Annotated in this window: 16 protein-coding genes; 9 read left to right on the plus strand and 7 right to left on the minus strand. The window is 68.8% G+C overall.

The window, feature by feature from the left end; all coding sequences use genetic code 11:
• From MTAB308_RS23925 to MTAB308_RS23940, 4 genes are all read right to left on the minus strand, one after another.
• On the minus strand, positions 1-1,262 hold a 1,262-nt coding region (locus MTAB308_RS23925), incomplete at its 3' end, for a lytic transglycosylase domain-containing protein (RefSeq protein ID WP_173842225.1).
• A 101-nt stretch (positions 1,263-1,363) separates the two neighbouring features.
• The gene (locus tag MTAB308_RS23930) at positions 1,364-1,906 is read right to left on the minus strand and encodes a DUF1003 domain-containing protein (RefSeq protein ID WP_077102741.1); all 543 of its coding nucleotides are present in this window, start codon (positions 1,904-1,906) and stop codon (positions 1,364-1,366) included.
• The gene (locus MTAB308_RS23935; RefSeq protein ID WP_077102743.1) at positions 1,903-3,213 is read right to left on the minus strand and encodes a magnesium transporter MgtE N-terminal domain-containing protein; all 1,311 of its coding nucleotides are present in this window, start codon (positions 3,211-3,213) and stop codon (positions 1,903-1,905) included. Before MTAB308_RS23935 ends, MTAB308_RS23930 begins: the two co-directional genes overlap by 4 nt.
• A 69-nt stretch (positions 3,214-3,282) precedes the next feature.
• Positions 3,283-3,831, minus strand: a complete 549-nt coding sequence (locus MTAB308_RS23940) for a DUF4190 domain-containing protein (RefSeq protein ID WP_077102745.1) — start codon at positions 3,829-3,831, stop codon at positions 3,283-3,285.
• A 75-nt stretch (positions 3,832-3,906) separates the two neighbouring features.
• Here MTAB308_RS23940 and MTAB308_RS23945 point away from each other — a divergent pair, with 75 nt between their 5' ends.
• Genes MTAB308_RS23945 through MTAB308_RS23970 form a run of 6 tightly spaced genes read left to right on the plus strand, consistent with a single transcriptional unit; the run spans position 3,907 to position 9,322 of the window.
• The gene (locus MTAB308_RS23945) at positions 3,907-4,434 is read left to right on the plus strand and encodes a general stress protein (protein ID WP_077102747.1); all 528 of its coding nucleotides are present in this window, start codon (positions 3,907-3,909) and stop codon (positions 4,432-4,434) included.
• A gap of 4 nt (positions 4,435-4,438) precedes the next feature.
• The gene (locus tag MTAB308_RS23950) at positions 4,439-5,851 is read left to right on the plus strand and encodes an extracellular solute-binding protein (protein WP_077102749.1); all 1,413 of its coding nucleotides are present in this window, start codon (positions 4,439-4,441) and stop codon (positions 5,849-5,851) included.
• A gap of 32 nt (positions 5,852-5,883) precedes the next feature.
• Complete coding sequence (locus tag MTAB308_RS23955) at positions 5,884-6,726, plus strand: carbohydrate ABC transporter permease (protein ID WP_077104722.1); 843 nt, start codon at positions 5,884-5,886, stop codon at positions 6,724-6,726.
• A complete protein-coding gene (locus MTAB308_RS23960; protein ID WP_077102751.1) occupies positions 6,716-7,555 on the plus strand; it encodes a carbohydrate ABC transporter permease in 840 nt (279 codons plus the stop codon). The genes MTAB308_RS23955 and MTAB308_RS23960 overlap by 11 nt, the downstream gene beginning before the upstream one ends.
• A gap of 4 nt (positions 7,556-7,559) precedes the next feature.
• Positions 7,560-8,738, plus strand: a complete 1,179-nt coding sequence (locus MTAB308_RS23965; RefSeq protein WP_077102753.1) for an ABC transporter ATP-binding protein — start codon at positions 7,560-7,562, stop codon at positions 8,736-8,738.
• Positions 8,735-9,322, plus strand: coding sequence for a suppressor of fused domain protein (locus MTAB308_RS23970; protein WP_108637393.1), 588 nt, complete (start codon positions 8,735-8,737; stop codon positions 9,320-9,322). The genes MTAB308_RS23965 and MTAB308_RS23970 overlap by 4 nt, the downstream gene beginning before the upstream one ends.
• Positions 9,323-9,428: 106 nt before the next feature.
• Here the strand turns inward: MTAB308_RS23970 and corA are convergent, their stop codons facing one another.
• Entirely contained in the window at positions 9,429-10,532 is a 1,104-nt protein-coding gene (corA, locus tag MTAB308_RS23975; protein ID WP_077102755.1) for a magnesium/cobalt transporter CorA, read from the minus strand.
• Between the two features lie 174 nt (positions 10,533-10,706).
• On the opposite strand from corA, the gene MTAB308_RS23980 reads away from it, so the two are divergent.
• Genes MTAB308_RS23980 through MTAB308_RS23990 form a run of 3 tightly spaced genes read left to right on the plus strand, consistent with a single transcriptional unit; the run spans position 10,707 to position 13,777 of the window.
• Positions 10,707-11,696 carry a malate dehydrogenase gene (locus MTAB308_RS23980; protein WP_077102757.1) on the plus strand — a complete coding sequence of 330 codons (990 nt, stop codon included), beginning with the start codon at positions 10,707-10,709 and terminating at the stop codon, positions 11,694-11,696.
• Between the two features lie 60 nt (positions 11,697-11,756).
• Positions 11,757-12,929, plus strand: coding sequence for an NAD(P)-dependent malic enzyme (locus tag MTAB308_RS23985; protein ID WP_077102759.1), 1,173 nt, complete (start codon positions 11,757-11,759; stop codon positions 12,927-12,929).
• Positions 12,926-13,777, plus strand: a complete 852-nt coding sequence (locus MTAB308_RS23990) for a glycine betaine ABC transporter substrate-binding protein (RefSeq protein WP_077102761.1) — start codon at positions 12,926-12,928, stop codon at positions 13,775-13,777. The genes MTAB308_RS23985 and MTAB308_RS23990 overlap by 4 nt, the downstream gene beginning before the upstream one ends.
• A gap of 26 nt (positions 13,778-13,803) precedes the next feature.
• Here MTAB308_RS23990 and MTAB308_RS23995 read toward each other — a convergent pair whose 3' ends face one another.
• Together MTAB308_RS23995 and MTAB308_RS24000 are read right to left on the minus strand one after the other, a co-directional pair.
• The gene (locus tag MTAB308_RS23995) at positions 13,804-14,631 is read right to left on the minus strand and encodes an SDR family NAD(P)-dependent oxidoreductase (RefSeq protein WP_077102763.1); all 828 of its coding nucleotides are present in this window, start codon (positions 14,629-14,631) and stop codon (positions 13,804-13,806) included.
• A gap of 318 nt (positions 14,632-14,949) precedes the next feature.
• Positions 14,950-18,630 carry a multifunctional oxoglutarate decarboxylase/oxoglutarate dehydrogenase thiamine pyrophosphate-binding subunit/dihydrolipoyllysine-residue succinyltransferase subunit gene (locus tag MTAB308_RS24000; RefSeq protein WP_077102765.1) on the minus strand — a complete coding sequence of 1,227 codons (3,681 nt, stop codon included), beginning with the start codon at positions 18,628-18,630 and terminating at the stop codon, positions 14,950-14,952.
• Positions 18,631-18,684 lie beyond the last annotated feature (54 nt).

Raw genomic sequence — 18,684 nt, forward strand, 5'->3', positions numbered from 1 at the left:
AACGCCGGTTGCCCGAACTGCGGTTGCCCGAACGGCGGTTGCCCGAACGGCGGTTGCCCGAACGGCGGTTGCCCGAACGGGGGTTGCCCGAACGGCGCCGGCGGGGCCGCGTTTTGCGGGCCGATGCAGATCACGGTGCAGCCGGGCAGCTGCGTCGGCGCCTGCTGCGGCGTGGGTTGCATCCACGGGAACATCGGCTGCTGGCCGGTTTGCGGCGTGCCGCTCAGGTCGATCAGCGGTGTCCGCGAGAAGAAGTCGTCCGACGGCAGGCCGATGACGTTCATCGGCAGGTTGGGCCCCAGCCCCTCCGGATGGTCGTCGTGCGCATTGCCGAGTGGCGGCGGCGGTCCGGTCATCGGCGGCAGGTCGACCGGGACCACGCCGGTGGCGTACGCGGCGGCCCAGCCCAGCACGTTCTGCGCGTAGGGCACCGAGTTGTTGTAGCGCAGGATCGCCGACATCACCTGCATGGGGTCGCGCAGGTTGAGCCCGCCGCTGCACAGGTATCGGGCGGCGGCCAGCGCCGAGTCGAACAGGTTTTGCGGATCGGCGGTCCCGTCGCCCTTGCCGTCGACGGCGTACCGCGCCCAGGTGCCCGGCAGGAACTGCATCGGCCCCATGGCGCGCGCGTAGGTGGGGCGATTACCGGCCGTGCTCTGCAGGATGACCTCGTTGCCGGGCAGCGTGCCGTCCAGCGAGGGGCCATAGATCGGCACGACCGCGGTGCCGCGCGCATCGACGGCCCCACCGCCCGCGTGGCCCGACTCGATGCGCCCGATCCCGGCGAGCAGGTTCCAGCTGACGCCGCAGCCCGGGGCCGCGACGGCCATCTTCTGTTCGGCGCTGCGGTAGGCGGCCAGGGCGATCGACGGAATGCCCAGCGCGCCAGGCGCATTCACGATCATCGGGGGCGGCGGCGCCGACGGCGCGGCCTCGGCGATGTGGAAGGCGGTGGGGGTGCGGTCGGCGGCGATGACGACCGGCCCGGAGGTGTCGGGCACGCTCGGGGACACCGCGGCCACCGGGTAAATGGCGGCGCGCACCGGCGTGCCCTGGCTGTGGCCGGGTGGGACCTTGGCGTGCAGTGTGGGGCCGGCGCCCCCGACCGCCCCGGCGAAGACGAGGGGGGCGATCACCGCGACGCCGAACGCGGGCGTCTTGCTCACCCGAAGTTTCGTCACGCGGAGTTTTGTCACGCGAAGTGCTTGCTGTCGCACGGCAGCGGCGGCCGGGCGTGGACTCCAGCGTCCCCCAATGCGCACTCGACCGTCCTAATAGGTCGGGAAACTACTGCTTAGCTTCGTGAACCAGATCACAATACATAACCCCCGTGACGGGAGTGGCGCAATGGGTGAATTGATTCTTACCGGGATTTCTTAGCTATCCGGTCCCAGTCTTCGCTCGCCCCCGCGGCCTCCCCCTCCGCGCGTTCCGGCACCAGCTCGGTCAGGATAGAGCGCAGGTCTTCCAGCTCGTGGCGCAGGTACTCGCGCGTCACGACCTCGCCCACGGCCAGCCTCAGCGCCGCCAGTTCCCGGGCCAAGTACTCGGTGTCGGCCTTGGTCTGCGCGGCCCGACGACGGTCCTCTTCGAGTGCGACCCGGTCCCGGTTCTCCTGGCGGTTCTGGGCCAGCAGGATCAGCGGCGCCGCGTAGGCGGCCTGGGTGGAGAAGGCCAGGTTGAGCAGGATGAACGGGTAGGGGTCCCAGCGCAGCTCGGCCGCGGAGACGTTCAGCGCGATCCACGCCAACACGATGATGGTCTGAATCAGCAGGTAGCGGCCGGTGCCGAAGAATCGCGCGATGGATTCGGTGATCTGCCCCACGGCGTCGGGGTCGACGCGCGGCGAATACCTGCGGGAGGTCCGCGGGGTGTAGAGCCTTCGTGTTGCCGTGGACCTGCTCACCCGGATCCTCCCAGTCGTCGTTCGATCCGGCCGGTGGTGTCCAGCTGCTGCACATCCACGCGCCAGTCGTGCGGCAGCAGGTGGTCGAGCAGGTCGTCCACGGTTACCGCCCCCAACAGATGGTTCTGGTCGTCGAGCACCGGTCCGCACACCAGGTTGTAGGCGGCGAGGTAGCGGGTGACCGCGCCCAGTGGCGTCTCCGGCGTCAGGGTGAGCAGGTCACTGTCGACGATCCCGCCGACCAGCTCGGCAGGCGCCTCGCGGAGCAGCCGCTGCAACGGAATGCAGCCCAGGTAACGCCCGGTGGGGGTGGCCGTCGGCGGGCGCGCCACGAACACCATCGACGCCAGGGCGGCGGTGAGGTCGGGGTCGCGAACCCGGGCCAGCGCCTCGGCCACCGACGTGTCCGGCGTCAGCACCACCGGGTCCGAGGTCATCAGCCCGCCCGCGGTGTCGGGCGAGTGGGTCAGCAGCCGGCGCACCGGCTCGGACTCGTCGGGGTCCATCCGGGTGAGCAGCATCTCGGCGTCGGTCGGGTTGAGCACGCCGAGCAGGTCGGCGGCGTCGTCGGGGTCCATCTCCTCGAGCACGTCGGCCGATCGGTCGGTGCCCAGCTGCGAGAGCACGTCGGCCTGATCCAACTCGGGCAGCTCCTGCAAGACGTCGGCCAGCCGCTCGTCGTCGAGCGCCTTGAGCACCTCGTAGCGCCGCTTGGGCGGCAGCCCGCGGATGACGTCGGCGACGTCGACCGCCCGGCGCCCCTCGAACTGGGCGAGCAGCTGGGCCACCCCCTGACCCGGCAACGCCAGCGCCGACGGGGTCAGGCCCTGCACGTTCTGCCAGTCCACCACGTGGACGGGGCCGCGCCGTCCCAGCCTGCGCTGGGTGCGGACGGCGACCCGGGTGACCATCCAGTCCCGGGTTCGGGTCTGTTCGATCCCCAGGTCGGTGATCACCACGTCGAGGCCTGCCAGCTCGGGCAGTTCCGGGTCGTTGACCTTGACCGGGGTGTCGAGGATCTGGCCCATCGCCAGCACCTCGCCGGGACGTTGCTGAAAGTGGCGCAGGGACACGCTGCCGGTGTTGAGCGTCACCGCGTTGGGCTCGATCGCCGCGACCCGCAGCATCGGAATGAAAATGCTGCGGCGCGTGGCCAAGTCGACGATCAGTCCCAGGACGCGGGGCTGTTGGCGGACGATGCTGATGCTGATCACGACATCGCGGACGCGGCCGAAGTTTTCGCCGAGTGGACCCAGCACCAGCATCCGCGGGAGCCGCGCGACGTACACCCTGTTGGCCGGTCCCATGTAGGAGAGCCTATTCAGCCGCCGGGCCGATGGCGGGCGAGCCATGCCGTGTTCGGCGAATTGTCGCCGCTAGTGCGAGTGGATGCTGAACATCGCGATGACCAAGAACACCACCAGGGTGCCGACGCCGATCACGATGCCCGTGACCGCCAGGCCATAGCCCTCCTGGCGGGTCTGCTTGATCTGGTTCAGCGCGACCGCGCCCAGCACGATGGCCACGACCGAGCCGATGACACAGCAGAAGAAACCGGTGAACGACGCGAGGAGCGAGGCGATCGCCAGGCCGTTGGTGCCGGCCGAAACCCGGTAGTCCGGCACCCCGTACTGGCCGCCGGGATACCCCGGATAGGCGGGCGGCCCGTAACCGGGCACCGGCGGGTAGCCGGGGGGCGGGCCATATCCGGGAGACGGCGGCCCGTAGCCGGGCGGCGGGCCGTATCCGGCAGCCGGCGGGTAGCCGGCCGGGTAGCCCGGCGGGTAGCCGAGCGGTGCATACGGCTCGGGCGGGTACTCGGCCGCCGGCGGCTCCCACGGGGGTTGCCATGCGGGGCGCTCGGGGCCGCCGTCGCCGGGCGGCCGATTACCCTCATCGCCGCGGCCACCGCCGGGAGCTGCCATGGCGTTCAACCTAGCCGATGGGCTGCCGGCGGCCCGGGATGAAAGGATGGCCGATGCGGAGGAGAATGAGCACCGATGACTAGTCCTTTCCAGCCCGGACAGGTTCCCGGCGCCACGCCCGGCGGCGCGGCGGCCGCTCGGCGCGGCGTGCCCTCGCTGCCCACCCCGCCCAAGGGCTGGCCGGTCGGGTCCTATCCGACGTACGCGGAGGCGCAGCGCGCCGTCGATTACCTGTCCGACCAGCAGTTCCCGGTGCAGCAGGTGACCATCGTCGGCGTCGACCTCATGCAGGTCGAACGGGTCACCGGCCGGTTGTCCTGGCCAAAAGTGCTCGGCGGCGGCGTCATCAGCGGGGCATGGCTTGGCCTGTTCATCGGCTTGGTGCTCGGCTTCTTCAGCCCCAGTCCCTGGGCCGCACTGGCCACCGGCCTGGTCGCCGGGGTGTTCTTCGGCTTGATCACGTCCGCGGTTCCCTACGCAATGGCCCGTGGCACACGGGATTTCAGCTCGACTATGCAGTTGGTGGCCGGCCGCTACGACGTGCTCTGCGATCCGCAAAACGCAGAGAAGGCGCGGGATCTGCTGGCGCGCCTGGCGATCTGAATCGGTGGGCAGACGTCGTGGGCGCGCACGCCGAATAGGCGCATTCGTCCTGGCGACGCTCACGATCGCCGCGGCGCTGTCGGCCTGCGGGTCGGCCGGGGGCGGTCTGGTGATCAGCTTCTACACGCCGGCCACCGACGCGGCCACCTTCACCGCGGTCGCACAGGAGTGCACCAGGCAACTGGGGGGCCGGTTCGCGATCCGGCACGTCAGCCTGCCCAGTGGGCCGGGGGAGCAGCGGGTGCAGCTGGCCCGGCGGCTGAGCGCCCACGACCGCGGGCTGGACGTGATGGCGCTGGACGTGGTCTGGACCGCGGAGTTCGCCGAGGCCGGTTGGGCGCTGCCGCTCTCCGCCGACCCGGCGGGGCTGGCCGAGACCGACGCGACCGCCGACACGCTGCCGGGCCCGTTGGCGACGGCACGCTGGAAGCACGAGTTGTACGGCGCGCCCGTGACGACCAATACTCAATTGCTTTGGTACCGAACAGATTTGGTGAACTCACCGCCGATGACCTGGGACGCCATGGTGGCCGAGGCCGGCCGGCTGCACGCCGCGGGCCTACCCGCCTGGATTGCCGTGCAGGCCAACGAGGGTGAGGGCCTGGTGGTGTGGTTCAACACGCTGCTGGTCAGCGCGGGCGGACAGGTGCTCTCCGACGACGGCACCCGGGTCACCCTGACCGACACGCCCGAGCACCGGGCCGCCACCGTCGCCGCGTTGCGGGTCCTCAAATCGGTGGCCACCGCACCCGGGGCCGACCCGTCGATCAGCCGGACCGACGAGGGCACCGCGCGGTTGGCGGTGGAGCAGGGTAAGGCCGCGCTCGAGGTCAACTGGCCCTATGTGCTGGCGTCGCTGCTCGAGAACGCGGTCAAGGGCGGGGTGTCGTTCCTGCCGCTGAACCGGGACCCGGCGTTGGCCGGCAGCGTCAACGACATCGGCACGTTCGTGCCCAACGACGACCAATTCCGGATCGCTTACGAGGCCAGCCAAAAGGTGTTCGGTTTCGCGCCCTATCCCCGGGTGGCGCCGGGCCGGCCGGCCAAGGTGACGATCGGCGGGCTGAACCTGGCGGTGTCCAGCACCACCCGCCACCGTGCCGAGGCGTTCGAGGCCGTGCGCTGCCTGCGCAGCCTGGCCAGCCAGAAGTACGTATCGATCGAGGGCGGCCTGCCCGCGGTGCGCACGTCGCTGTATTCCGATTCGCAGTTTCAGGCCAAGTATCCGATGTATACCGTGATCCGCCGGCAGCTCACCGACGCCGCCGTGCGTCCGGCGACGCCCGTGTACCAGGCGCTGTCGCTGCGGCTGTCGACGGCGCTGAGCCCGATCGCCGAGATCGACCCGGAGCGCACGGCCGACGAGCTCACCGCGCAGGCGCAGCAGGCCATCGACGGGAAGGGGCTGCTGCCGTGAGCGCTTCGGTTTCCGAACGGCGGCTGGGCCTGATGCTGGTCGCTCCGGCGGCGACCCTGATGCTGGCGGTAACGGCTTATCCGATCGGCTATGCGGTGTGGCTCAGCCTGCAGCGCAACAACCTCGCCACCCCGCACGACACCGCGTTCATCGGGTTGGGCAACTACCAGACGATTTTGACCGACCGGTATTGGTGGACCGCGCTGGCGGTGACGCTGGGAATCACGGTGGTATCGGTGTCGATCGAGTTCGTGCTGGGCCTGACCCTGGCGCTGGTGATGCACCGCACGCTCGTCGGCAGGGGCCTGGTGCGCACCGCGGTGCTCATCCCGTACGGGATCGTCACCGTCGTCGCCTCGTACAGCTGGTACTACGCCTGGACGCCTGGCACCGGCTACCTGGCCAACCTGTTGCCGCACGGTAGCGCGCCACTGACGCAACAGATCCCGTCACTGGGCATCGTCGTGGTGGCCGAGGTCTGGAAGACCACGCCGTTCATGTCGCTGCTGCTGCTGGCCGGGCTGGCGCTGGTGCCCGAGGACCTGGTGAAGGCCGCGCAGGTCGACGGGGCCGGGGCGTGGCGGCGGCTGACCCGGATCATCCTGCCGATCATCAAGCCCGCGGTGGTGGTCGCGCTGCTGTTCCGGACGCTGGACGCCTTCCGGATCTTCGACAACATCTACGTGCTGACCGGCGGCGCCAACAACACCGACTCGGTGTCAATCCTGGGCTACGACAACCTGTTCAAGGGCTTCAACGTGGGGCTCGGCTCGGCGATCAGCGTGCTGATCTTCTGTTGCGTGGGCATCATCGCGCTCGTCTACATCAAGGTTTTCGGCGCGTCCTCCCCCGGGGGTGACGACGATGGGCGCTAGCGGCGGAGGCGCGCGGCGCGCCGCGTTGTGGGTCGTGGTCGACACGCTGGTCGTGGCGTACGCGCTCGTTCCGGTGCTGTGGATCCTGTCGCTGTCGCTCAAGCCGTCGTCAACGGTCAAGGACGGCAAGCTGATTCCGGCGTCGGTCACCCTCGACAACTACCGGGGCATCTTCCGCGGCGAGTTCTTCGCCTCCGCGCTGATCAATTCCATCGGGATCGGTTTGATCACCACCGCGATCGCCGTCGTGCTCGGCGCGATGGCGGCCTACGCGATCGCCCGGCTGAGCTTTCCCGGCAAGCGGGCGCTGATCGGGGCGACGCTATTGATCACCATGTTCCCGGCGATTTCACTGGTCACCCCGTTGTTCAACATCGAACGCGCGCTGGGCCTGTTCGATACCTGGCCCGGCCTGATCCTGCCCTACATCACTTTCGCTCTGCCCCTTGCCATTTACACGTTGTCGGCGTTCTTCCGGGAGATCCCCTGGGACCTGGAAAAGGCGGCGAAGATGGACGGGGCCACCCCGGGTCAGGCGTTCCGCAGGGTGATCGTGCCGCTGGCGGCGCCGGGCCTGGTGACCGCGGCGATCCTGGTGTTCATCTTCGCCTGGAACGACCTGCTGCTGGCGCTGTCGCTGACCGCCACCGAGGCGGCGATCACCGCCCCGGTGGCAATCGCGAACTTCAGCGGCAGTTCGCAGTTCGAGGAACCGACCGGATCGATCGCGGCGGGTGCCGTCGTGATTACCGTCCCGATCATCGTTTTTGTTCTAATTTTTCAACGACGGATTGTCGCCGGGTTGACCTCTGGCGCTGTGAAGGGATAGCGCGATGGCCGAGATCGTGTTGGAGCACGTCAACAAGAGCTACGCCGACGGCGCCGCGGCGGTGCAGGACCTGAGCATCACCATCGCCGACGGCGAGTTCCTGATCCTGGTGGGGCCTTCCGGCTGCGGCAAGACGACAACGCTGAACATGATTGCCGGGCTTGAGGACATCTCGTCGGGCGAGCTGCGCATCGACGGCGTGCGGATGAACGAGAAGGCGCCCAAGGACCGCGACATCGCCATGGTGTTCCAGTCCTACGCGCTGTACCCGCACATGACCGTGCGGCAGAACATCGCCTTCCCGCTGACCCTGGCGAAGATGAAGAAGGCCGAGATCGCGCAGAAGGTCGAGGAGACCGCCAAAACCCTTGACCTGACCGAGCTTCTGGATCGCAAGCCGTCCCAGCTGTCGGGTGGGCAACGGCAGCGGGTAGCGATGGGCCGCGCGATCGTGCGCCATCCCAAGGCGTTTTTGATGGACGAGCCGCTGTCCAACCTGGACGCCAAACTCCGGGTGCAGATGCGCGGCGAGATCGCCCGCCTGCAGCGCAGATTGGGCACCACCACGGTCTACGTCACGCACGACCAGACCGAGGCCATGACCCTGGGCGATCGCGTGGTGGTGATGCACGGCGGGGTCGCGCAGCAGATCGGCACGCCCGACGAGCTGTACGAGCGTCCCGCGAACCTGTTCGTCGCGGGGTTCATCGGGTCACCGGCGATGAATTTCTTTCCCGCGAGCCTGACGCCGACCGGCCTGACGCTGCCTTTCGGCGAGGTGATGCTGGCGCCTGAGGTCCAGCGGGTGATCGAGGGGCACCCGAGGCCGCAGAACATCATCGTCGGGGTGCGGCCCGAGCACCTGGCCGACGCTGCGTTGATCGACGGCTACCAGCGCATCCGGGCGTTGACCTTCGAGGCGAAGGTCGACTTGGTCGAATCGCTGGGGGCCGACAAGTACGTGTACTTCACCACCGCGGGCCCGGCCGTGCACGCCGCCCAGCTGGATGAGCTGGAGGCCGAGGGCGAAATGCATGAAAACCAGTTCGTGGCACGGGTTTCCGCCGAGTCGAAGGCGACCGTCGGACAGTCGATCGAGTTGGCACTCGACACGACGAAAGTGGTCGTCTTCGACGCCGACTCCGGGGCGAACCTGACGATCGCGCCGGCCTCCGCCGAGTGATCACAGACTTGGTGCGTGAGCACCTGCGCGCCCACTTCGCCGGCGCCGAGCCCGATTCGGCGAGCGTGACGTTTTTGGGCACCGAAACCCTCGAGGTGCTGCGGTTCCGCGCGGCCGCTGGGTTGGTCCATTTCGTGTCGCTGGGGTGCTCGCGCCATCCGATGACCGACCCGACGGACATGGTGGCCGACCGGGAGCGCGGCCCGCGCGCCGAGGTCGTCCTGCGGTTGCGGGATCCGGGGCCCGCCACCGGCATCGCCCGCAGCCTGGCGGTGCTGGCGGCCACGCCGGCCGTCGACGGCGTGGTGCTGGTCCCCGACGCCCTGATCGACCTCGGCTCGCCGCTGTGGGCGTGGCCGTCGGGGCGGGTGCCGTTCACCGCGGTGTTGTTGGGCCGCAGCGACATCGATGAGCTGCCGCTGGACCCGCCGCGCGACCCGGTGCAGTTCCTGTCGGCGACTCCGATCACCGCGACCGAGGCCGCGTGGGTGCGGCTCAAGGGCGCCGAGGCGATGCGGCACGCATGGCGCAACGACGGCGTCGACGTGCTGGACCCGAAACGCCCTGCCGCGCAACCGGGTTAAGCGCTAATGGTGTGCGCTCAGGGCTTTCAGTGTGCGGCCACGGCGGTCAAATCGCGAAATTCCCGCCCCGGATTCACACGCGAAGCCGCCGCCGCACACCAAATGGCTAGAGCCAGTTGTTGCGGCGGAATTGGAAGTACAGGACCAGGCAGACAAGGGCCATGCCGGCCATCACGCCCGGGTAGCCCCACGTCCAGTTCAGCTCGGGCATGAAATGGAAGTTCATGCCGTAGATGGCGGCGACCATGGTGGGCACCGCCAAAATACCGGCCCAGGCCGCCATCTTGCGCATGTCGTTGTTCTGCTGCATGCCCACGCGCGCCAGGGCCGCCTGGATCAACGAGTTGAGCATGTCGTCGTAGCTGGCGATGTGCTCCGCGGCCTCGGATTGGTGGTCGGCGACGTCGCGCAGGTAGCGCCGCACCTCCTTGGAGATCATGTCCTTGTTTTCCACCTGCATCCGGTGGAAGGCGCCGGAGAGCGGGCTGACGCACCGGCGCAGTTCGACGACCTCGCGCTTGAGCAGATAGATCGGTTCGACGTCGAGCTTGCGCCCCGGCGCGAACGCCACCTCCTCGATGGCGTCGATGTCGGCTTCGACGAGGCCGCTCACCTCGAGGTAATGGTCGACGACGTTGTCGGCGATGGCGTGCATCACCGCGAACGGCCCCAGGCGCGTCTGCTCGGGGCGGGCTTCCAGGCCCTTGCGCACGTCGGACAGCCCGCCGTGTTCGCCGTGGCGGACGGTGACCACGAAATCCTTGCCGACGAAGACCATGATCTCGCCGGTCTCGACGATCTGGCGGGCCGCCGCCACCGATTCGTGCGGGACGTAGTTGACGGTCTTCAGGACAAAAAACACCGTGTCGTCGTAGCGCTCCAGTTTGGGCCGCTGGTGCGCGCACACGGCGTCCTCGACGGCTAGCTCGTGCAGCCCGAAGACATCCGCCGCCTCCTGCATCTCGGCCAGGCTCGGCTCGCGCAGGCCGACCCAGACGAATGCCTCCTGCCCGACCAGTTCGAGCTGGCGCACCCGGTCGAGCGCGGCGGCGTAGGTGAACTTCCCCGGCAACCGGTGGCCGTCGGCGTAGACCGCGCAGTCGACCAGGGTCTCGTTGGGCGGCTGGGCGACGGGCTGAGTTTGCGGCTCGCGGGGCTCGCGCGCGAGCGGTCGCAGCACTTCGGGCAAGGCGTCAGGTCCGGGAAACACCTCTACCTCCGTTCACCGCGCAGGTCCGCCAAGCGGTGGTCAATGCTACGCGTCCTGGCGAAACACGACGTGAAGACTCCGCGGGGGCCCCGGACCGGAGGTTTCGGGCCGAGGGCGGTGCGCTAGTTTCGAGCACGACACAATCCTGAACTTCTCCATAAGGAGCCAACCGAAGTGAGCGCAAGTCCTGTCAAGGTCGCCGTCACCGGCGCCGCCGGCCAGATCGGCTACAGCCTGTTGTTCCGCCTGGCGAGCGGCGCGCTGCTGGGGCCCGACCGCCCGATCGAGCTGCGCCTGCTGGAGATCGAGCCGGCGCTCAAGGCGCTCGAGGGTGTCGTGATGGAGCTCGACGACTGCGCCTTCCCGCTGCTCGCCGGCGTCGAGATCGGCGCGGATCCGAACAAGATCTTCGACGGCGTGAACCTGGCGCTGCTCGTCGGCGCCCGTCCGCGCGGCCCGGGCATGGAGCGCGGCGACCTGCTGGAGGCCAACGGGGCGATCTTCACCGCGCAGGGCAAGGCGCTGAACTCGGTCGCGGCGGACGACGTGCGGATCGGCGTGACGGGCAACCCGGCCAACACCAACGCGCTGATCGCGATGAGCAACGCGCCCGACATCCCGCGGGAGCGGTTCTCGGCGCTCACCCGCCTCGACCACAACCGGGCCATCACACAGCTGGCCCGCAAGACCGGCGCCGCCGTCACCGACATCAAGAAGATGACGATCTGGGGCAACCACTCGGCCACCCAGTACCCCGACATCTTCCACGCCGAGGTCAAGGGCAAGAACGCCGCCGAGGTCGTGGGCGACCAGGCGTGGATCGAGAACGACTTCATCCCGACCGTCGCCAAGCGCGGCGCGGCGATCATCGACGCCCGCGGCGCCTCGTCGGCCGCGTCGGCCGCGTCGGCGACCATCGACGCCGCCCGCGACTGGCTGCTCGGCAGCCCGGAGGGCAACTGGGTGTCGATGGCGGTCATCTCCGACGGTTCCTACGGCGTGCCCGAGGGCCTGATCTCGTCGTTCCCGGTGACCACCAAGGGCGGCGACTGGTCGATCGTCACCGGCCTGGAGATCGACGACTTCTCCCGTGGCCGGATCGACAAGTCGACGGCGGAGCTGGCGGACGAGCGCAACGCGGTCACGGAGCTCGGCCTCATCTGAGCCGGCTCAAACAGCGAGCAGAGATTAGGCCTACTAATGGGTAGCCCTTACCCTGATGCGATGCCAGAGAGCGTGCAGCCGCAGGTCGCCATCGGAGACGACGAGATCTTCGATGCGCACGTAGGCGGGAAGCTTGCGGTGGCCCTGAGCGCGCCGCTGGACACCCAGCGCGCGTTGTCGATCGCCTACACCCCGGGCGTGGCGCAGGTCAGCCGCGCGATCGCGGCGGACCGCACCCTGGCCGCCCGCTACACCTGGTCGAACCGGCTGGTGGCCGTCGTCAGCGACGGCAGCGCGGTGCTGGGCCTGGGCGACATCGGGCCGGAGGCGTCGCTGCCGGTGATGGAGGGCAAGTGCGCCCTGTTCCAGGCCTACGGCGGTCTGAACGCGATCCCGATCGTGCTGGACACCAAGGATCCCGACGAGATCGTCGAGACCCTGGTGCGACTGCGGCCCACATTCGGCGCCGTCAACCTCGAGGACATCGCCGCCCCGCGCTGCTTCGAGATCGAGCGGCGCGTCATCGAGGCCCTGGACTGCCCGGTGATGCACGACGACCAGCACGGGACCGCGATCGTCGTGCTGGCGGCCATGATGGGCGCCAGCAAGCTGCTCGGCCGCGACATGTCGTCGCTGCGGGCGGTGGTCTCCGGCGCCGGCGCCGCGGGGGTGGCGTGCACGAATCTGCTTCTGACGATGGGCCTTTCGGACATCACCGTCCTCGACTCGCGCGGCATTCTGCACACCGGGCGCGACGACATGAACGGGGTCAAGGTCGACCTCGCCCGGCGCACCAACCCCGACGGCCTCACCGGCGGTCTCATCGAGGCGCTCGAGGGCGCGGACGTCTTCCTGGGGTTGTCGGGCGGCGTGGTGCCCGAGGAGCTGATCGCCACGATGGCGCCCGGCGGGATCGTCTTCGCGCTGTCCAACCCGGACCCGGAAATCCACCCCGAGGTGGCGGCCAAGTACGCGGCGGTGGTGGCCACCGGCCGCAGCGACTATCCGAACCAGATCAACAACGTCCTCGCGTTCCCGGGGGTGTTCCGCGGCGCGCTGGACGCCGGGGCGCGCCGGATCACCGAGAAGATGATGGTGGCCGCGGCCGAGGCGATCTTCTCCGTCGTCAGCGACGACCTCGCGGTCGACCGGATCGTCCCGAGCCCGCTGGACGCGCGGGTCGGGGAAGCGGTCGCCGCCGCCGTCGCGATCGCCGCAGACACGTCCGTGTGATCAGGCTGGCCGCGCTGCTGCTGGCCGCCCTCCTTGCGGTGGCCGGCTGCGGCGAACGCCGGCCCGCCCCGGAATTGGTGGTCGGATCCCGGCCCGACCCCGAGTCGGCGCTGCTGGCGGGGGTCTACGCGGCGGCGCTGCGGTCCTACGGTTTCGCGGCGCGGCCCCAAAGCGACGCCGACCCGATGGCGAAGCTGGACTCCGGGGCGTTCACCGTGGTCCCCGCGTTCACCGGTCAGACGTTGCGGCGGCTACAACCCGGTGCGGTCGCGATGTCCGACGCGCAGGTCTACCGCGCGATGATCGCGGCGTTGCCCGAGGGCGTCGTGGCCGGGGACTACACCACCGCGGCCGACGACAAGCCGGTGCTGCTGGTCACGCAGGCCACCGCCAAGGCCTGGGGTGGGCAGGACCTGACCGCGGACCTGAGCACCCTGCCCAAGCACTGCGACGGCCTGCTGCTCGGGGCGGTCGGCGGATTTTCCGCGCCAGCGTCCGTGGGATCGTGCCGGCTGCCCGCGTCGCGCCAATTCCCTTCGGAGGAAGCGCTTTTCGCGGCGGTGCGGGCCGGTCAGCTGACCGCGGGATGGACGACGGCCGCCGACCCGGCCAGCCCCACCGACCTGGTCGCGCTGGCCGACGGCAAACCCGCGCTGATCCAGGCCGAGAACGTGGTGCCGCTGTATCGGCGCAACGCGCTGAGCGATCGGCAGCTGCTGGCCATCAACGAGGTGGCCGGCGTGCTGGACACCGCGGCCCTCGCCGACATGCGCCGGCAGGTGGCCGGCGGCGCCGACCCGCAGGCGGTGGCCGGCGGATGGCTGGCCGAACACCCGCTGGGTCGTTAGCGCTCGCGCAGTCGCGGCGCGGAGCGTCAGACCTTGGGCATCAACCGGCCCATGACGGGCCCGAACAGCTGCTGGTAATAGGGGCCGGCCACCCGCACCATCAGGTCCATGACCTTGGCGTCGTTGCCGACCAGCACGCGCGCCTTCTTCTTGCGGACCGCGTCCAGGATGACCCGGGCGGCCTGTTGCGGGCTGGTCCTGGCCAGCCGCTTGTCGAAGAGCTTGGCCAGCTGGTCGCTGTCGAGCCCCTCGGCGGCGGTGGCGTTGCGGGCGATCGCGGTCTTGATGCCGCCGGGATGCACGGTGGTCACCGCGACCGGGTGGCGGGCCAGGATCATCTCCTGCCGCAGCGCCTCGGTGAAGCCGCGGACGGCGAACTTGGCCGAGTTGTAGGCCGCCTGCCCCGGCACCGAGAACAGCCCGAACACGCTCGAGATGTTGATGACGTGGCCGTCCCCGGAGGCGATCACGTGCGGAAGGAACGCCTTGGTGCCGTTCACGACGCCCCAGAAGTCGACGTCCATCACCCGTTCGATGTCCTTGAACTGGCTGATCTCGATGTCGCCGGTGAAGGCGATGCCCGCGTTGTTGTAGATCTGGTTGACCTTGCCGAAGTGCTCGGCGACCTCGTCGGCGTACGCGAGGAAGGCCTCGCGCTCGGTGACGTCGAGTCGGTCCGCCTTGACCGGCGCCCCGATCGCCTTCACCTGCTCCTCGGTCTGCGCCAAGCCCTCGGTGTCGACGTCGCTGATCGCGACCTTGGCCCCGGACCGGGCCAGCTCGACGGCCAGCGCCTGTCCGATCCCCGAACCGGCGCCGGTGACCACGGCGACCTTGCCGGCGAACCCCTTCATGAGCACTCTCCTGTCAGTCGGTCTGCGTCGAGGCTAGCCGGTACCCGCGGTACGGCCTTCGCAGGGCCGACGGACGAACGCGTGGCCGTCGGGCTCTAGTGCGCCGACGGGCCATTCTGGGCCTGGACGCATGGACCCTCCCGCGCACGCGCACCGGATGTTGGGGCCCGATCGGGACTACGAGCCCGATCTCGACACTTTGATTGCTGTTCAGGAATTGTGGCGCCTTGATTTCCTTGCGAACGTTTCCTAGCGCCGAACGTCGATTTATTGGCGCCGAATAGGGCTGGCGCGCACAACAAGTCGACGTTCGAGCAATCAGGCGAACGCGGTGTCGAGGATCTCCTGCTGCTCGACGGCGTGCACCTTCGACGAACCCGACGAGGGGGCCGACATGGCGCGGCGCGAGATGCGCTTGAGCCCGGTTAGCTTGTCGGGCAACAGCTCCGGCAGCTCCAGGCCGAACCGCGGCCAGGCGCCCTGGTTGGCCGGCTCCTCCTGAACCCAGAAGAATTCCTCGGCGGCCGGGTAGCGGTCCAGCGTCTCGCCCAGCCGGCGCTTGGGCAGCGGGGCGAGCTGTTCGATGCGCACGATCGCGACGTCCTCGCGGTTGTCCTTGGCCTTGCGGGCGGCCAGCTCGTAGTAGATCTTGCCGCTGGTCAACAGGATTCGACTGACCTTGCCGCGGTCGCCGACGCCGTCCTCGTAGGTCGGTTCCTCCAGCACCGAGCGGAACTTGATCTCGGTGAAGTCCTTAATGTCGCTGACCGCGGCCTTGTTGCGCAGCATCGACTTCGGCGTGAACACGATCAGCGGGCGCTGGATGCCGTCGAGGGCGTGGCGACGCAACAAGTGGAAGTAGTTGGACGGCGTCGAGGGCATCGCGATCGTCATCGAACCCTCCGCCCACAGCTGCAAAAAGCGTTCGACGCGGGCCGAGGTATGGTCGGGGCCCTGGCCCTCGTGGCCGTGCGGCAGCAGCAGCACCACGTTGGACAGCTGGCCCCACTTGGCCTCACCGGAGCTGATGAACTCGTCGATGATCGACTGCGCGCCGTTGACGAAGTCGCCGAACTGCGCCTCCCACAACACGAGCGCGTCCGGGTTGCCCACGGTGTAGCCGTACTCGAAGCCGACGGCGGCGTACTCCGACAGCGGTGAGTCGTAGACCAGGAACTTGCCGCCCGTGGGGGTGCCGTCGGGGTTCGTCGCCAGCAACTGCAGCGGGGTGAACTCCTCGCCGGTGTTGCGGTCGATGATCACCGAGTGGCGCTGGGAGAAGGTGCCGCGCCGGGTGTCCTGACCGGACAGCCGGACTAGCTTGCCCTCGGACACCAGCGAACCCAGCGCCAGCAGTTCGCCGAAAGCCCAGTCGATCTTGCCCTCGTAGGCCATCTCCCGGCGTTTTTCCAGCACCGGTTGCACGCGCGGGTGCGCGGTGAACCCGTCCGGCACGGCCAGGAACGCGTCGCCGATGCGGGCCAGCAGCGACTTGTCCACGGCGGTCGCCAGGCCCGCGGGCACGGGTTGATCGGCCTCCACCGATTCGCTGGGCTGCACGCCGTGCTTCTCCAAGTCGCGCACCTCGTTGAACACCCGCTCCAGCTGGCCCTGGTAGTCGCGCAGCGCGTCCTCGGCCTCTTTGAGCGAGATGTCACCGCGGCCGATCAGGGCCTCGGTGTAGCTCTTGCGCGCCCCGCGCTTGGTGTCGACGACGTCGTACATGTAGGGGTTGGTCATCGACGGGTCGTCGCCCTCGTTGTGGCCGCGACGTCGGTAGCACAGCATGTCGATGATGACGTCCTTGCAGAAGCGCTGCCGGAAGTCGACGGCCAGCTTGGCCACCCACGCGCAGGCTTCCGGGTCGTCGCCGTTGACGTGAAAGATCGGTGCTCCCACCATCTTCGCCACGTCGGTGCAGTACTCGCTGGACCTGGAGTACTCCGGTGCGGTGGTGAACCCGATCTGGTTGTTGACGATGATGTGGATGGTGCCGCCGACGCGGTAGCCGGGCAGGTTCGCCAGGTTCAGCGTCTCGGCCACCACCCCCTGCCCGGCGAACGCGGCGTCGCCGTGCATCATCATCGGCACCACCGAGAAGCTCTTGCCGCCGTCGTCATCGGCGCCGCGATCCAGCAGGTCCTGCTTGGCGCGCACCAGGCCCTCCAGCACCGGATCCACCGCCTCCAGGTGCGACGGGTTGGCCGTCAACGACACCTGAATGTCGTTGTCGCCGAACATCTGTAGGTATATGCCGGTGGCGCCCAAATGGTATTTGACGTCGCCGGAGCCGTGCGCCTGCGACGGGTTGAGGTTGCCCTCGAACTCGGAGAAAATTTGCGAATACGGCTTGCCGACGATGTTGGCCAGCACATTGAGCCGGCCGCGGTGCGGCATCCCGATGACCACCTCGTCGAGGCCGTGCTCGGCGCACTGGTCGATGGCCGCGTCCATCATCGGGATCACGCTCTCGGCGCCCTCCAGCGAGAAGCGTTTCTGCCCAACGTATTTGGTCTGCAGGAACGTCTCGAACGCCTCGGCGGCGTTCAGCTTGCTCAGGATGAACTTCTGCTCGGCCACGGTGGGTTTGACGTGCTTGGTCTCGACCCGTTCCTGCAGCCATGCCTGCTGCTCGGGTTCGAGGATGTGGGTGTACTCCACACCGATGTGGCGGCAGTACGCGTCGCGCAGCAGGCCGAGCACGTCGCGCAGCTTCTTGTACTCGCAACCGGCGAAGCCGTTGACCTTGAAGACGCGATCGAGGTCCCACAGCGTCAGGCCGTGGTTGAGAATCTCCAGATCGGGATGGCTGCGGAAACGGTTCGAATCCAGCCGCAGCGGGTCGATGTCGGCCATCAGGTGCCCGCGGTTGCGGTAGGCCGCGATGAGCTCCATGACCCGCGCGTTCTTGTCGACGATCGAGTCCGGGTTGTCGGTGCTCCAGCGCACCGGCAGGTACGGGTTGCCCAGCTCGCGGAAGATCTCGTCCCAGAACGCGTCCGAGAGCAGCATCTCGTGGATGACGCGCAGGAAGTCGCCGGACTCCGCGCCCTGGATGATGCGGTGGTCATAGGTCGACGTCAGCGTGATCAGCTTCCCGATGCCCAGCTCGGCTATGCGTTCCTCACTGGCCCCCTGAAACTCGGCGGGGTACTCCATCGCGCCGACGCCGATGATGGCGCCCTGGCCGGCCATCAGCCGGGGCACCGAGTGCACGGTGCCGATGGTGCCGGGGTTGGTCAGCGAAATCGTCACGCCCGCAAAGTCTTCGGCGGTCAGCTTGCCGTCGCGGGCGCGCCGGACGATGTCCTCGTAGGCGGTGACGAACTGCGCGAACCGCATGGTCTCGCAGCGCTTGATGCCGGCCACCACCAGGGAGCGCTTGCCGTCTTTGCCCTGCAGGTCGATGGCCAGGCCCAGGTTGGTGTGGGCCGGGGTGACGGCGGTGGGCTTGCCGTCGACCTCGGCGTAATGCCGGTTCATGTTCGGGAACTGCTTGATCGCCTGCACCAGCGCGTAGCCCAGCAGGTGGGTGAAGGAGATTTTGCCGCCGCGGGTGCGCTTGAGCTGGTTGTTGATGACGATCCGGTTGTCGATCATCAGCTTGGCCGGAATCGCCCGGACGCTGGTTGCCGTCGGCACGTCCAGCGACGCGGACATGTTCTTGACGACGGCCGCGGCGGCGCCGCGCAGCACCTGCACCTCGTCGCCTTCGGCCGGCGGGGGAGCGGACGACGCCCTGGCGGGCGCCGCGGCGCCGTTGCCGCCCCTGGGCTTCGCCGGTTCCGGAGCCGCCGCCGGCGCGGCGGGCTTGGCTTCCGGGGCGGGGGCTTTTGCTTCCGCGGCCTGCCCGTCACCCGTGTCGGCGGTGGGCTCGGGGTTGTAGTCGACCAGGAATTCGTGCCAGCTCGGGTCGACCGAAGAGGGGTCGTCGCGGAACTTGCGGTACATCTCCTCGACCAGCCACTCGTTTTGCCCGAATGGCGATATGTTGCTCACGGCCGCTGTTCGCCTCAATTCTTTTGCTCTGCAAGCGCTTTCCTCACGCCTGCG

Origin of the sequence: Mycobacterium terramassiliense, from assembly GCF_900157385.1 — a bacterium.
Lineage (GTDB): Bacteria > Actinomycetota > Actinomycetes > Mycobacteriales > Mycobacteriaceae > Mycobacterium > Mycobacterium terramassiliense.